General features: G+C 45.7%; 14 protein-coding genes. 5 read left to right on the forward strand and 9 right to left on the reverse strand.

The genetic code is table 11. The features are described 5' to 3' along the window. Positions 1-142 precede the first annotated feature (142 nt). A complete protein-coding gene (locus tag UWK_RS18255) occupies positions 143-2,416 on the reverse strand; it encodes a GAF domain-containing protein (protein WP_015403270.1) in 2,274 nt (757 codons plus the stop codon). Further along, complete coding sequence (locus UWK_RS05025; protein WP_015403271.1) at positions 2,382-2,975, reverse strand: transporter substrate-binding domain-containing protein; 594 nt, start codon at positions 2,973-2,975, stop codon at positions 2,382-2,384. Before UWK_RS05025 ends, UWK_RS18255 begins: the two co-directional genes overlap by 35 nt. Before the next feature lie 186 nt (positions 2,976-3,161). On the opposite strand from UWK_RS05025, the gene UWK_RS05030 reads away from it, so the two are divergent. Both UWK_RS05030 and UWK_RS05035 read left to right on the forward strand, forming a co-directional pair. Then, complete coding sequence (locus UWK_RS05030) at positions 3,162-5,447, forward strand: hybrid sensor histidine kinase/response regulator (RefSeq protein WP_015403272.1); 2,286 nt, start codon at positions 3,162-3,164, stop codon at positions 5,445-5,447. Between the two features lie 181 nt (positions 5,448-5,628). Next, positions 5,629-7,014, forward strand: a complete 1,386-nt coding sequence (locus UWK_RS05035; protein ID WP_015403273.1) for an MFS transporter — start codon at positions 5,629-5,631, stop codon at positions 7,012-7,014. Between the two features lie 28 nt (positions 7,015-7,042). Here UWK_RS05035 and UWK_RS05040 read toward each other — a convergent pair whose 3' ends face one another. Next, entirely contained in the window at positions 7,043-7,897 is an 855-nt protein-coding gene (locus UWK_RS05040; protein ID WP_015403274.1) for an SDR family oxidoreductase, read from the reverse strand. A gap of 424 nt (positions 7,898-8,321) precedes the next feature. On the opposite strand from UWK_RS05040, the gene UWK_RS05045 reads away from it, so the two are divergent. Continuing rightward, positions 8,322-9,119, forward strand: coding sequence for a sulfite exporter TauE/SafE family protein (locus UWK_RS05045; protein WP_015403275.1), 798 nt, complete (start codon positions 8,322-8,324; stop codon positions 9,117-9,119). Between the two features lie 69 nt (positions 9,120-9,188). Here the strand turns inward: UWK_RS05045 and UWK_RS05050 are convergent, their stop codons facing one another. Both UWK_RS05050 and UWK_RS05055 read right to left on the reverse strand, forming a co-directional pair. Next, entirely contained in the window at positions 9,189-9,962 is a 774-nt protein-coding gene (locus UWK_RS05050; RefSeq protein ID WP_015403276.1) for an amidohydrolase family protein, read from the reverse strand. 5 nt (positions 9,963-9,967) lie between these two features. Next, a complete protein-coding gene (locus UWK_RS05055) occupies positions 9,968-10,357 on the reverse strand; it encodes a hypothetical protein (RefSeq protein ID WP_015403277.1) in 390 nt (129 codons plus the stop codon). Positions 10,358-10,499: 142 nt separating this feature from the next. Here UWK_RS05055 and pyrC point away from each other — a divergent pair, with 142 nt between their 5' ends. After that, entirely contained in the window at positions 10,500-11,501 is a 1,002-nt protein-coding gene (pyrC, locus tag UWK_RS05060) for a dihydroorotase (RefSeq protein WP_015403278.1), read from the forward strand. A 60-nt stretch (positions 11,502-11,561) separates the two neighbouring features. Continuing rightward, complete coding sequence (locus UWK_RS05065; RefSeq protein WP_015403279.1) at positions 11,562-12,485, forward strand: 4Fe-4S binding protein; 924 nt, start codon at positions 11,562-11,564, stop codon at positions 12,483-12,485. 114 nt (positions 12,486-12,599) lie between these two features. On the opposite strand, the gene phoU is transcribed toward UWK_RS05065, so the two are convergent. The 4 genes from phoU to pstC are packed head-to-tail and all read right to left on the reverse strand — an operon-like array spanning position 12,600 to position 15,781. After that, positions 12,600-13,268 (reverse strand): phosphate signaling complex protein PhoU, encoded by a 669-nt coding sequence (gene phoU / locus UWK_RS05070; protein WP_015403280.1) that lies wholly within the window; start codon positions 13,266-13,268, stop codon positions 12,600-12,602. A 19-nt stretch (positions 13,269-13,287) separates the two neighbouring features. Further along, positions 13,288-14,073, reverse strand: coding sequence for a phosphate ABC transporter ATP-binding protein PstB (gene pstB, locus UWK_RS05075; RefSeq protein WP_015403281.1), 786 nt, complete (start codon positions 14,071-14,073; stop codon positions 13,288-13,290). Next, the gene (pstA, locus tag UWK_RS05080; protein WP_015403282.1) at positions 14,067-14,918 is read right to left on the reverse strand and encodes a phosphate ABC transporter permease PstA; all 852 of its coding nucleotides are present in this window, start codon (positions 14,916-14,918) and stop codon (positions 14,067-14,069) included. The genes pstB and pstA overlap by 7 nt, the downstream gene beginning before the upstream one ends. Beyond that, complete coding sequence (gene pstC, locus UWK_RS05085; protein WP_015403283.1) at positions 14,915-15,781, reverse strand: phosphate ABC transporter permease subunit PstC; 867 nt, start codon at positions 15,779-15,781, stop codon at positions 14,915-14,917. Before pstC ends, pstA begins: the two co-directional genes overlap by 4 nt. Positions 15,782-15,828 lie beyond the last annotated feature (47 nt).

The following is a 15,828-nucleotide window of genomic DNA, read 5'->3' on the forward strand; positions in this document are numbered from 1 at the left end:
TGAAACTTGGAGAATATTCATTTTGTGGATTATTGTTGCAGCCAGTTATCAGAAGCGTCAATATTCCTATGACGAAGAACAAAAAGGAGTTTCCAGGCATAACGCCAGTTAGGTTGAACCGCATGAGCTCCTCTACTATACCTTACAGGATTTGTTTCTTTGCCTTTTTGTCCAGTACTTCCCTGACTGCTATTGCCAAATCCTTCTTAAGGAGTGGTTTCATTAAATATTGGCAGATCCCTGCATCTTTAGCTTTTTTCTCGTTAATCAACTCACTAAAACCAGTACACAGAATTACTGGCATATCTGACCTGAGAGCAAGAACTTCTCTTGTTAACTGCAAACCGGTAATTCCTGGCATAGTCATGTCGGTAATGATCAAGTCAAAAGCATTGGGATGTGAACGGAACTCATTGAGGGCCTCCTCACAACGATTAAAGGCACTGACCTGATATCCAAAACTTTTAAGCATTTGTTCTTCCATTTTCACTATGGCTTCATCATCGTCTACTATTAAAACATGCTCATCACCAGAGGGCAGTTGTCTGGTTATAGCAGCTTGCAATACCTTTTTAGCTTCTGTATCAACCATTGGGATATAAACACGGAAGGTCGTTCCCTCTCCCAGAGAACTATAGACGGTGATATCACCATGAAGACTTTTAACAATACCATGCACCACAGATAATCCTAAACCTGTTCCTTCTTTTTTGCCCTTTGTCGTGTAATAGGGGTCAAATATTTTTTCGAGAACCATTTTATCCATGCCACACCCAGTATCACTCACTTCAAACTTCACATATATACCTGCGGTGAGATGCATTTTAGTCGTCAAGTCATCTGAACCAAGCTCAACTGGAGTCACACTTACCCCTAATACTCCCCCCGTCTCACGCATGGCATGGTAGGCATTGGTGCAAAGATTCATGATTATTTGATGAATTTGTGTAGGGTCGGCCAACACAGCGCCACACTCAGGATCAATATTTTCTTTAACTTCTATGGTGCTTGGAATGGAGGAGCGCAACAATTTAAGCGCCTCTTTGACAAGTAATTGGGGCCTCAATGGTTGAAGTTCCTGTTCTGCCTGACGGCTGAAGGAAAGAATTTGTTTGACTAACTCCTTGGCACGGTTCCCTGCATTCAGTACCTGCTGGAGATCAGAAGCAGCCCGACTATCCGGGGCCAAATCCCCAATAGTGATTTCAGTATAACCTATAATGGCTGTAAGAATGTTATTAAAGTCGTGTGCAATTCCACCGGCCAGTGTACCGATTGCTTCCATCTTTTGCGTCTGTCGTAATTGTGCTTCCAGTGTTCTCCTTTGCTCTATGTTATGACGTTGGACTATAATTTTTTGTAACTCGTTTGCTACTATCTGAAGCGTTTTCACATCGCTTTCATCATAATTCTGGGACTTATTCCCAACACCAAAGACCAATCGAACCTGATCCTCTTCCAGTACAGGAACACTCATATGTCGGGTCAAATGAGAATGCCCCTCGGGATATCCTTTTTTGTCAGGATGACTCTGATAGGTATTATGGATAACCAGTTTTTTCTGGCGGATACTGTCTGCCCAAATACCGCCCTTTACAATAGGGTGATGGTTGTCAGGTACAGTGGTACACTCCTTGAGAGCTTCCTTATTCCACAGGGTGAGCGTAATAGTCTGCTGATCCTCATTGATTACGTGCAAATACCCAATTTTACTGTCCGTGAGTTTTACTGCCTCATCCATCACATATTCATACACTTCACTGTCATTCAGCACATTGGACTTCAGATACAGATCAAGGAGAAACTGTGAGCGAGCCGTTTCCCGTTTTAATAATTCCTCCGATTGATCCCAGCTGCCCATCTTTCCAAGATGCTGTGCCTCTTTAAGCCCATTCTCGCTTTTCAGTAATGCTTTTTCTTTTTTCTTTCGCTCCCCTATCTCCTTCTGAAGAAGTGTGTTCGCTTCTATTAATTTTTTCGTCCGTTCGTCGATAATGTGTTCCTGCTCTCTGTTAAGTTTCTGTATGGTATTGAAGCGCCATAGTAAAAGAGAGACAGTAATAGTTACGAGTAAAACCGCACTGGCAACGGTCAGTCTTCTGATACTCAGAAAGGGTTCAGGCTCGCCATACCATTTCCCATAAATCTTCTTATACTCTGGTGAACGAAGGAATTCATTTACAGCCGGGTTCAACCTGGCAAGAAGCTTATCACCTTTGCGCACCCTGATAGCCCGCTTTATTTCAGCAAGGTTCTCACCAACTATTTTTATATTGCCATCTATTCCTGCATCCCTGGCTAATTTCAGCGCTACTGGTTTAGGATAAATAAATGCATCCACTTTTCCGGCCAACAGATCAAAAAAAGCGGTTGAAATTTCATTATAAACCACTCCCGTTATATTTTTTTTGCCCATCAACTATCTTTTTCCCAACATTTAAGGGTAATACTGCAACTTTTCGTCCTTTAAGATCGGCCAAACTCTTAATATCATCAGTTGCCTCCCTTACGAAAATAACAACAGCAAAAGTTTCCACCGGTATTGTAAAATCTGAGTCGATTAAACGCTTGACCGTAATACCTGAATTAGGAATAAGATCTGCTGTTCCATTGAGCAATGCATTGGATGCATCAACCCAGCTCTTCTCAGCACGGTAAACAACCTTGAGATTGGCAAGCCGGGCCACCTGAGCCAATACATCAATAGCAAATCCTGCAGGTTTCCCCTTTTCATCCAAAAAGCATTGCGGTGGAAAATTCTCAGGAAAGACTGCAACAACTTCATTGTACTCTTTGGGGTGATTCTGGTTCGCGTTGGCAGAAATTATTGGAAGAAAAAAGAGAAAAGAGAAGAGAAGGCACCAGGAAGAAATGAAGAATAAAAGATTACGATTTACCATAGGCATGCCCGATGAAGTTTCAAAACTGGTCATGAGAGCAACAAATTTCACAATGTCATGTATTAATGCTCTCATAAAAAAGTAGACCCCGTCAAGAAGATAATGGCGCAGGAGCAAACCGATCTGTCAAGGCAATTTCGAAGCTGAGATACCTGTTTCGGCCCTGTTTGACAATACTTTCAAGCCTATGATAGACTCAAATGATCTAAGCATGGTTACTATGAAGTAAATTGCCAACTCTCCATTGCTGTTTTTGGGTTTATGAAAATACGCACCCTTCTCATTATGGGCTTCCTGGCTCTGGCATTTACCCCCTTGCTGCTCTTTATTGGCTTGAATATGCCCCGCGTTTTGAGTCAGTTTAAAACTGCTGATGAAACCAAACAGCTCTTGTTGATTCAGCGTAATGCCCATGAAATCAACATGACTCTTAAGTGGGATGCCAACAGCCTGAAGTCCCTGAGTTATAATATGGGGGCTATCGAGCTTGCTGGAAGTCTATCGTCGGATTTATCTCAAAAGACGTTGCACGAACGAGTCGGGAAGATGGTTGTTCGATGGTATCAGGATTATCCGGAAGTATCATCCATCCAACTTTTCAATCAACGGGGAACAGAACAGTTTATTGTTCGACGTGAACAGAATGGTATCCTGACACCATTCCCACCAAGGAGCAACACCATACCTCCCCCGTCTCTACTGAACCAGGCAGACATTCATTCCAGCGGAGATGTGTATATCTCCGGTTTTAAGTGGGACGAAACAACGGGAACGTATCAATATCCCCAGATGTCTCTTGGGGTAGTTTTGAAGAAACAGGATGAATACGCCGGTTTTGCTGTCCTTTCCATCGATCTCTCCCACCTGCTGAAAAACGAATCCGGGCATCTTGCCATATATAACAAACGAACCAATAGATACACTGTTCCTGGTGTAAGCAATACAAGGGGAGAGGAACTGTTGCTCCCGCCGGGCCTGCTCTTTCCTAACGAGGCAACTTTAATCAAGGATCAACATGGAGAGGGTATGGCCCTTGTGCCACTTTTCACCAATGAACATTCTTTTGAAAATGTTTTGTTTACCTACCCTGTGGAGATAAGTAGTACCATGGTGTGGGTTGATAAATGGCGAAAACAGGTTCTCATTTTATTTGCTACCTTACTGCTGTGTATCTGTTTTGCCGCTGTCAAGATCTCCATGGTACTTGATCGTTTCGTCAAAGAGTTACTCTCTGCCTTTCAGGATCTGCTTCATCAGAAAAAGGCCATGAACTTCCCCTGCTCCGGCCCGGATGAGGTGCGAAAACTGAGTCTCAGCCTGAACACTCTTTCCCTTCAGTACCTTGAGAGTCTGCATTCACAGGAACGCATGCTGGAGAAAACCAAAGAGATGGAAAATGAGTTGAGACAATCACAGAAGATGAAAGCCATTGGGTTGCTGGCCGGTGGCGTGGCACATGATTTAAATAATATTCTCTCGGGAATAGTCAGTTATCCACAACTTCTGCTTCTGCAGCTTCCCGAAGATAATGAATTACGTGGTCCAATTCTTGAGATTCAACGATCAGGCGAAAGAGCCGCTGCAGTGGTGGCGGACCTGCTCACCGTTGCCCGTGGCGTTGCCAGTAAAAAAGAATGTGCTGATCTCAACACCCTTATCCAGGAATATTTTGATTCACCGGAACACAAAACACAGAAAAAAAATTACCAGAATGTACTCTGTTCCGTGAATCTATCCGAAGAAAGCCTTCCCATTAGCTGCTCTCCTGTTCATTTAAAGAAAACACTCATGAATCTAATGATTAATGCTGCCGAGTCCATCCCGGCAGAAGGAGAGATTATTGTAGAAACAAAGAAGGTACAGTTTTGCAATAAAGATATTCTCGGTTCAAATCTGGCACCTGGTAGTTATGCACTTCTCCAGATCAAAGACACAGGGCCAGGGATAGCGGAAAAGGATCTGAAACATATTTTTGAACCCTTCTATAGTAAAAAGAAGATGGGACGGAGTGGCACAGGACTCGGCCTGACAGTGGTTTGGAATACGATGAACGACCATGAAGGCAGGGTCAAGGTTATGAGCAGCGAAGAAGGAAGCTGTTTTGAACTCTATTTTCCGCTGTATCTGGAAGGACAGAACGCCACTCCTGAAAAAACTGAAGAAACTGAGTTGCAGGGGAATGGAGAACGTATTCTGATCATTGACGATGAAGCGTTGCAAAGGGACCTTGGCTCGAGAATACTCGATATCTACGGCTATCATGTCGATGCGGTTGCTTCCGGGGAAGAAGCTGTCCAATTTCTAAAAGACCATGAGTGTGATTTGTTGATCCTGGATATGATAATGGAACCGGGTATGGATGGCTATGCAACTTTTCTGGAAATAGTGAAGATTCGTCCTCAGCAGAAGGCTGTTATTGTTAGTGGGTTCTCAGCTAGTCAGGCAGTTGAGAAAACGCAGAAACTTGGCGCAGGGGAACTATTAAAGAAACCATACTCTCCTGAAGCTCTAGCCCTTGCAGTGAAGAATGCTTTGCAGCAGAAATAGAAGATTGAAAGTGAGTACTAGTTGTGTAAAAATGTTGATCTTGTACTGTTAGAAATAGTGATATCCCAGGAATCAATTCCCTGAGTCACACCATATTCGATAAATATTCAGTCAGGTAATACCAGCACACGCGGAGTATCTGATTGTATAGTACGTTTAGCTAGCCTGGATAACCGGTAAGATGGAGAGTAAAGAACAGAAGACAACCTTAGCTGTGGCCACGGTTACCGCCTTTATGGCACCATTCATGATATCTTCGACCAACGTGGCCCTACCGGTCATTGGCAATGACTTTCATGTGAATGCCGTATTGCTCGGCTGGGTTGCCACCTCCTATCTACTCGCCACAGCCGTTTTCCTTTTGCCGGCCGGCAAATATGCCGACTTACACGGCCGCCGCAAGATATTTATGATCGGTATAGCCTTATTCACCCTGGGCGCACTTGGTGGTATGGCTGCAAATGGTATCGTTTTCTTCATCGCCACCCGGGTTCTCCAGGGCATGGGAGCGGCTATGTTCTTGACCACGGGAATGGCTATTCTCACCGCTACCTATCCACCACAAAGACGTGGTTGGGCCATCGGTATTCTAGTAACAGCTGTCTATGTCGGACTGGCAACCGGGCCCTTTATCGGCGGGATGTTGACCAGTTTCTGGGGGTGGAGATCAATATTTCTGGTAATCTTCGCTCTCGGACTCTGCTCCTTTGGCGTTACCCTGCGTTTTCTGCCAGGTAAGTGGCGACCTGCTGACGAACCCTTTGATAGTGTCGGCAGTCTGATCTATGGTATTTCGATTTTATTGTGGGTCTACGGTGGAACCCGGGTACCGAGTACATCCGGCTGGTGGCTGTTCGGACTGGGATGGGGTGGCCTGATCCTCTTTTATTACCTCCAGCGGCGCCGGCAAGAACCTGTTTTCGATGTCACCCTGTTTGAGAAAAACCGCATTTTTCTCTTTTCCAGCCTGGCCGCTTTAATCCACTATGCAGCCACCTTTGCCATTACCTTTCAGATCAGCCTCTATCTCCAGTATGTCAAGGGCTTGTCGCCCAAGGCAGCCGGGACCGTACTGATGGTGCAGCCTATCATGATGGCCCTGTTCGCTGCCAAGGCTGGTAGTCTCTCCGACCGGATCGAAGTACGGCTTCTGGCCTCACTGGGAATGGGGATCACTGTCTGCTGTCTTATTGGTTTTGTTTTTCTTGGCAGGGAGACCCCTATCTGGTTTGTGGCTGGAATTCTCGCCATACTCGGTTTCGGCTTTGCCCTGTTCTCCTCACCAAACATGAGCGCGATCATGGGTGCAGTGGAACCGCGACAATACGGTCTGGCCTCTGGTTGTGTGGCTACCATGCGTCTTCTTGGCCAGGTTGGCAGCATGACCATTGCCACCACGTTCCTAGCCTTTTTTGTCGGCAGTGAACAGATATCTGAACTCCACAATGAACAGTTCCTCCTCTCCATGAAGAACTGTTTTGTCTTTTTTAGCGTCCTCTGTTTGGTTGGACTGGTATTTTCTCTGATGCGTAAGAGAAAAGAGAAGGGGAAAGAAGAGGGACTTTGATTTGCAACTATGACACCCCTGCTTTTTTCTAAACTTTCATTTTGATACCAACCATTTTCAACTTGAGCCTATCAAACAAGCGATCAGGAAGCAGGCGAGATAACAGAATGATTTTTTTTGAGTTTGGGCCAACAGGATAACGAGTGCGTGGTTTTGTCGCTAACAATGCTTTTGCAATGACCTTGCCCACTGTTTCAGGCGCTGCACCCGTCATTTCTTGTTTATGCATCGATTCCGCCATACTGAGTAATGGTTCGGCATATAGTTCACGCTGTTCCATTGTCATTTTACCTATTGTTTCTTTTGCTTGATCAAGCATTCGATTTGCCGCTGGTGTCGCAATAGAAGAGGGGTCCACAGCGATAACATCAATTCCCCATGGCTTTAATTCGATTCGTAAACCTGAATTCAATGACTCAAGAGCATGCTTTGATGCACATATGGTTACACCAAACGGAATAGTTGTGTGGGCGCCAACCGAGCCTACATTAACTATTCTTCCTTTGCTTTTGCGAATAAAAGGTAGCATAGCTTGAGTTAATTCTAGAGTACCAAAAAGGTTTACGTCAAATATTTGCCTGAAGCGATCAATGGATAATGCTTCAATCGGACCAAAGTCTGCAATCCCTGCCACATTGACTAATGCATATAATCCTTTATTGCCAAGGCTGACACGTAGTTTTTCCTTCAGGTCAGTAATGTCATTTGTTTGTGTAACATCTAGAATAACTGCCTCTAAGTTGGAAGAAGCTATTTGTGATAGTTTTTCACCATGTTCTTTTTTCCGCACACCAGCGAATACTTTAAAACCTAGTTTATCAAGCTCAAGTGCTGTTGCTTGACCAATGCCGGAACCAGCAGCGGTTACTAAAACTGTTTTCATTCTTTTCTCTCTTTATTTCATCGATACACTCGTCTCGGGCGGCCTGACATTCTCTGCAACACCTGGAAGGAGCGTGTCATAACTAAAGCTGATTACCATCGAAACTCAGCTTTGCAACCCGGAGTTGTTCTGTGTCGATTATATGGGACGCCATAAACCCATCCCTGGGGGCTCTGCTGCGGCCGTCCAGGCCGCAGATGCCCATATAATCAACACGAAAAAACTCCTCCTCTGGCGGGTAGGCTGAGGATTAGTGGTAACCAGGTAACTAAAAGACTGCTTTGAAAAAGCCCGTTTGTCAATCATTTTGAACAGTGCAGGTGTTTAACTCGCTCAACACGTGCTTGCAAATATTATTAGTCAACGATAGAGTAGCCTGGTCCATGGAGTGGGAACTCCTGATAATCTTTACATTGAGAGACATATGCTAACCACATTTTTAACGTATTGCGCAGTCGGAGCTGTTGCAGGAATTCTTGCAGGATTATTAGGGATTGGTGGGGGGCTCGTAATTGTCCCCATGCTGGTTTATGTTTTCGCTCTAAACAATATTCCACCGGAATTGACCATGCACCTGGCTCTGGCCACATCCATGGCAAGTATAATGTTCACTTCGGTATCAAGTTTTATGGCTCATCATAAACGGGGGGCCGTACGGTGGGATGTGGTGAAGAAAATCGTCGCCGGGATTCTCACTGGTACCTTTCTCGGTTCCTGTCTTGCCTCGGCAATGTCCACTAACTTTCTAAAGGTGTTTTTTGTCATCTTTCTCTATTTCGTGGCCGTCCAGCTTCTTTTAAATAAAAAGCCCAAAGGAGGGCGGGAGCTCCCTGGAAAAACTGGGATGTTTGCGGTGGGGAATGGGATCGGTGTGGTGTCCAGTCTGGTCGGCATCGGTGGGGGAACGCTGTCCGTACCATTCATGCTCTGGTGTAATATCAAGGTTCATCACGCCATTGGCACCTCCGCTGCCATTGGTTTACCCATAGCAATAGCCGGAACTGCAGGGTATGTCATTAACGGCTGGAATGTTCCCACCCTGCCAGCATATTCGTTGGGCTATGTCTATTTACCAGCCTTGGTCGGTATTGCAGCAGTGAGCGTCCTGACTGCACCCCTCGGAGTCAAACTGGCACATAGCCTTCCTGTAAATCGATTGAAGCGGGTGTTTTCTTTGCTGCTTTTTGGAGTAGCAACGAAGATGTTAATGGGAATTTTGTAGCAAGTGACGTTCTCACAATGAGCAATAACGAAAATTTTATACCAGCTACACTTACCTGATTATAAGGGGTCAGCTTGCCTTCACTGGATGTTTTTGATACGTGCTGCTTGGCTGGCCGTCAATATAGATACCCTCCAGATAAGAGAGTTTTCGAGGCAGCTGTTTCACCGAGCCCCTGGTAATCAGAAATGTTGCCTTTCGTCCGACACAAAGTCTACCCAAATTTGTCATATTGAAAAATCTGGCTCCATTTTCCGATGCACAGCAGATGGCCTCCTCAAGTGAGTACCCTGCCTTCATGAATAATTTCATCTCTTCGACCATCGACTCACCATGAAGGATGCCGACACTGCCACTTCCAGTTCCAACGGCGAGTGTCAGGCCTAACTCTTTGGCAAAACTGAGTTGCTTCAGCTGTTCGGCAAGTATCTTTTTCCAAAACGCTTCCGCGCCGGGAATTGGCTTGCCCGGTGCCACGTAACGTGTGGAAAACCGGCAGCACACACTTCCACCTGAGCTTGCACCATCGAGACCGTTTTTGGCCCGCACGATGCTGGGAATCCACAGCACATTCCTGTCGGCCATTTTTTGGAGGTTGCCTTCACCCATGTCATATCCCTGTTCAATGGCATCGCACCCTGCCTCAATGGCCTCTTTAACGTGTTGTGGTCCGTTGGCCAGCACCACAGCCTTTTTATTCCCTCTATGCTTGAGTGTATGGCAGAGTTTTTCATGGCTTATAAGAGAATGTTGTGCGTCATCGTCTTCAATGCTCGCAGAATAGTTGATTCTGAGAAAATCAGGTTCCGTGGAACCCATACTGCCAGAGCTGCGGATCTCCATTGACCTCATCCATGATTTTCTTTTTGATATCGTTGCACCAGCTCACCTATGGCATCAGTATCGGCCATTCCCTGTACACCGTGTGCGTGGCAGTAATGGATGTGACGATCAAGGATGGTGAGCCTTTGTGCCGTATCGTCTTTTTCAGGAAATACCTGTACCTTTTCCACAACAGATGGTGATTGTAGCAGAGAAACACTGCAGTCAACCAGGGCCGGTACAATGGTACAATGTGCAAAATCGTCTATTTCTGGTTCATCTTGGGTGGGGAGGGCATCTACTGGACCAATAGCACTTATAAGGCCATCTTTGATCTCTAGAAAAACACGCCTGCGCACCCTGGCACCACTACCGTCAATAAATGCTCCTGCTACGATGTACCGTGTTGTATCCATGAAGAGTTTTTTTCCTTCTATCTGTGCTATGCTGCTTATGGATGAGTTACCTACAAATGCTGTTCATTGAAATGATACCATTTTTACTGGGCCATCTCACATTCTTTTGAGTAGAATCAAAAAAAACCATTTTGGAGTTTTAATGAAAATCACACTCAAATCCCCCCTTGATATGCATCTTCATCTGCGTGATGATGAAATGCTAAAAACCGTTGCACCACTGTCCAGTAACAGTTTTTGCGGTGCACTTGTGATGCCCAATCTTGTCCCGCCTGTTACGGACAAAGATATGGTGAAAAGCTATAAGGGGCGTATTATTGAGGCAATTGGCAGTGATTGTTTTGAGCCTTACATGACCCTGTTTTTTCAAGACAGCTACACAAGAGCTTTTCTTGAACAGGTGAGAGACGATATTTTAGCGGTTAAACTCTACCCTGCTGGCATCACCACCAATAGTGAGGGGGGCGTAGCTGCCCTGGATGTGGAAACGCTTCGGCCTACCCTTCAGATCATGAGTGATTTGAAGATCCCTTTGTGTATCCATGGAGAGAGCAATGGATTTGTGATGGATCGTGAGCAGGAGTTTATGCCGATCTATGAGGCCCTGGCACAGTCCTTTCCTGAACTGAGCATTGTTATGGAGCATATCACTACGGCTGCTGCGGTGGCAATGCTTGACAGGTATGATAATATTTATGCAACCATCACCCTGCATCACCTGTTGATCACCCTTGATGATGTAGCTGGCGGAATGCTCAAACCCCATCTTTTCTGCAAGCCCATTGCCAAACGTTATGAGGATCGCGAAGCACTGCTTCATGTGGCGCTGAATGCACATCCAAAAGTGATGTTTGGAAGCGACTCTGCCCCACACCCTCAGCACAAAAAAGAGGCCTGTGGATGTGCTGCGGGAGTCTTTACGGCTCCCATTGCCCTGCCTGTCTTGGCGGAACTTTTTGCCAACCATGGTCTATTGGACAATTTGCAATCCTTTGTAAGTAACAATGCAATGAACATTTATAATATTACCCCTCCTGTTACGGAATTAGTGCTTGAAGATACTCCGATGCATGTTCCTGAAAAATACAATACTGTTATCCCCATGTATGCTGGTGAACAGATCGGCTGGAGTATCAGGAAGTAGAAGAAAGGAAAACCTTGGGAAAAGCACCCCAACTCAACACTTTATTCTGTTGGAATGACCATGAAAAGAAAATTCCTCATCTTTCTTCCCTCCACCTGGGCTTACATCAAGGAAGGATACCATACCCAAGGGTATTCATTGAAAAACTGGCTGCATGGTTACATCTATAGCAGGTGGATCTACCTCTATATTGGCATCGGCACCGGTGAGCATATCCTTGCAAGAAAGTTCAAGCCCTTGGCCAAATTTCTTTGTCGCTTTTTTAAACCATCTGGCAAGTCTGAATCTCCGGAAACATGTATCAGCTTTTCAGACACCTATCACGGCAAGGTCATCAGTCTTGATACGGCAAAAAAACTTGTCACCATAAACAGGAGAATTGAAGTAGCCGATCTTGAACAGGTCATCCCCTATAAGCTTGCGCGGTCAATTATTCTGGAAAACCCAGAACATATCGTGGTTATGGATTGCCCATGCCGTAAAGTACGCCCTAATCCATGTAAGCCCATTGATGTCTGTCTGGTGATCGGTGAAATTTTCAGCCAATTTATCCTGGAACACCATCCCGCTAACAGTCGTAAAATTAACATGAAAGAAGCTGTCGAAATCCTCGAGGCAGAGCACAAACGGGGGCATGTTCACCATGCTTTTTTTAAATCTGATCTTTTTAACCGCTTCTATGCAATCTGTAACTGTTGCAGCTGCTGCTGTGGAGCCATACAGGCCTGGCGCAATGGTACTCCCATGCTGGCCTCATCTGGCTATGTCAGCAGAAGCAATCATGCATTGTGCACAGCATGCGGGGTTTGTGTGGTGTTTTGCCAGTTTGAAGCATTAAAAATGAAAGAGGACACCATTATCATCGATGAAAAACGCTGTTTGGGTTGCGGTGTCTGTGTTACGAAATGTAAGGAAAATGCCCGATGGCTCGAACGTGATACTTCCAGAGGCACACCTTTAGAGGTTGATAAGCTTTTCCTTTAACATGCAGTGGTAGACAGTTCACGAATTAGACTCGCAATCAGTCATTCATCAGAATCTTTTTACCTATGCAAAAAAGATATATTCTCCTGTTCTCTTTTGTCAAGACAGTACCTTCTATTGAACAAAATCCTCAGGCGTGTGGCGAACAATTTCTGCATCTACCAGATAAATGACTTCTTCGGCAATATTTGTGGCATGGTCAGCAATTCTTTCCAGATGCCTGCCAACCGACAAGGCGTGCTGGTAATAATTAATCTGTTCTGGGTTGCTCAGAATAGCCTCATTGAGACGTGCATACATTTCCTGATTCAGGGCGTCTACGTCATCATCTTCGGATCGAATTTTATAAGCAAGATGCACATCCATGTTGATCAGACAGTCGATGCTTCGGGTCAGCATGCTTTCAGCCTTCAAAGCCATCCCGGTTATATCAAAGGGAATTTTCACTTCATCCTGAAGAGCCATAAAGGCACTGCGCTCGGCAATATTGACCGCCAAATCTCCAACCCGTTCCAGCTCGTTATTGATTTTCAAAACTGTGATAATAAAACGCAGATCAATGGCCACAGGCTGATAGAGGGCCAGGATACTGAGACAGGTCTCCTCTATCTCTACTTCCATTGCATCTATCTCAGCATCGTTATCTTTCACATCAAGGGCCATTTTCTCATTGTGCTGAACAATGGAGAGAGTCGCGCGATATACACGGTCCTCAACGTCTTCCCCCATTTGAAGAATCTTATTCTTCAGATTTTCTATATCTCTCTGCAGATGCCTGGACATACTCCTGCCCCCTGATAAATTAACCGAACCTGCCGGTAATATAATCTTCTGTCTGTTTCTCTTTCGGTTTTGTAAAAATACGTTTGGTTTTGCCGGACTCGATCAACCGGCCCTCATAGAAAAAAGCTGTTGTATCAGAGACTCTGGCAGCCTGCTGCATGTTATGGGTAACAATGACGATGGTATATTCCTTACGCAGTTCACCTATGAGATCTTCAATGTGAGTGGTGGATTTCGGGTCCAGAGCCGAGGCCGGTTCATCCATGAGCAGAATCTGCGGGTCAACTGCCAGGGCCCTGGCTATACACAAACGCTGCTGCTGACCGCCGGAAAGTCCCATGGCGTTTTCAGTCAGGCGATCTTTCACCTCTTCCCAGAGCGCTGCCCTGCGAAGACTTTTTTCAACCACATCCATCATTTTATTTTTATGCATTTTATGGATGCGAGGCCCATAGGCAACATTGTCAAAAATTGACTTGGGAAAGGGGTTGGATTTCTGGAAAACCATGCCAACCTGTTTACGCAATTCAACGATATCCTCCTTTTCATCATAGATATCCTGCCCGTTAATCAGCATTTTCCCAGTAAGCCGGGTCTTTGGAATGATATCATTCATCCTGTTCATACAGCGGAGAAATGTTGATTTCCCGCAGCCGGATGGTCCTATCAAGGCTGTGACCCTCTGCGGGATAATATCCAGGGAGATGTTGAACAGGGCCTGGCTCGGACCATAATAAAAACTGACATCCATAGCCTGGATAACTGCTCCGCTCTCCGGTTGTGCTTCCTCTTGCCTGTTTACCATTTGTATTTTTTCCGAAAATAGATACGTATCACTATGGCCCCAATATTCATCCCCAGAACCAGAGTGAGCAGGACCAGGGCTGTTCCGTATTGAAGAGGCAAAACCTTTTCCGCCTCCGGGTGCTGTGTCGCCAAAATATAAAGATGATAAGGAAGGGCCATTACCTGGTCGAAAAGAGAACCTGGCATTTTAGGGAGATAAAAAGCCGCCACAGTAAGGAGAATGGGTGCTGTTTCACCGGCAGCCCTACCGATAGCCAGGATCGAGCCGGTTATCATCCCTGAAATGGAATAGGGCAGAACATTGGTCCAGATTGTTTCCCACTTAGTGGCTCCAAGTGCCAGACTGGCCTCACGAAACCCGCGCGGCACGGCACGGAGGGCCTCTTCACTAGTGACTATAATAATGGGCAGAACCATACAAGCAAGAGTGAGGGAACCCGCCAGAATGGAGGTGCCAAAACGACAGAAAATAACGAAAAGACCTAAACCAAAAAGGCCATAGACGATGGATGGCACCCCGGCAAGGGTTATAATAGCCAGCCGTACCAGTTCTGAAAAACGATTCTGATATGCATATTCCGCCAGGTAAATGGCACAGCCAATTCCAAGTGGCAGAGCAACGAGGATGGTGCCGACGGTAAGATAGAAAGTCCCCACAATGGCTGGCAGGATTCCGCCTTCTGACCCGCTGCGCCGGGGGAAAGTAGAAATGAAATCCCAATTGATCACAGGCAAACCATGGCGAATAATATCAAAAAGAATGTAGCTGATACAGATGACAATACCATAGGTGAGCAACCGCAGTATCAGATAAGAAATATTCTGTGAAAACTTTCCGGTCATTGTGACATACCATATTTTTTCAGGACTACCCGGGAAAAGGCATTCAGGAGAAAAGTGACGAACAGCAGCATAAGGCCAATCCAGAATAGTGCCTGGTAATGGTGACTGCCAAAGGGAACCTCTCCCATTTCAGCAGCAATGGTGGCGGTCATGGTACGAATAGGATCCAGAGGAAAGAGGGAGATAATCGCGGAGTTGCCGCTGACCATCAGCACAGCCATGGTCTCTCCGATAACCCTGCCGATACCGAGCATAATCGCAGCAATGATTCCTGGCAGGGCCGCCGGCACCGTCACTCTGAAAATAGTCTGCAGTTCACTTGCCCCAAGGGCAAGGGATGCCTGTTTAAAGGATTGTGGCACACTTGCCAGCGCATCCTCGGAAATAGTTATAATTGTGGGCAGGGCCATAAGAGCCAGCAGCAGAGAAGCTGTCAGGGCGTTGAGGCCTGAGTTGAGGCCAAAGGTCTCTTTTACCAGGGGAGCAAGAACCAATAGACCGAAAAATCCCAAGACCACCGAAGGAATACTGGCGAGGATTTCAATAAAAGGCTTGAGAAATTCCCTTTCTACTGGTTTTGCCACTTCAGAGATGTAAATAGCACCCACAACAGATAACGGGATTGACAACAGCATGGCAAGCAGAGTGACCAGGGAAGAGCCAACTACCAGTGGATACAGACCAAAGCGCTCTTCCTGAAAAGAGACAGGAACCCATGCGGAATCAAAGAGTTTTCCGATTCCAGGGTCAAAAGCAAAGGGCATGGCCTCTTTACCCAGAAAGAGAAAAATCAGGGCGACAATAAGAATACTGATGGATGCTGTACCGATCAGAAGCATCCGCATGAATTTATCTATGCGCATTATTGTTACCGACAGTTTAACTTAAACTCGTTTCGTTTTTTTTTACA

Source organism: Desulfocapsa sulfexigens DSM 10523, assembly GCF_000341395.1.
GTDB classification, from domain to species: domain Bacteria; phylum Desulfobacterota; class Desulfobulbia; order Desulfobulbales; family Desulfocapsaceae; genus Desulfocapsa; species Desulfocapsa sulfexigens.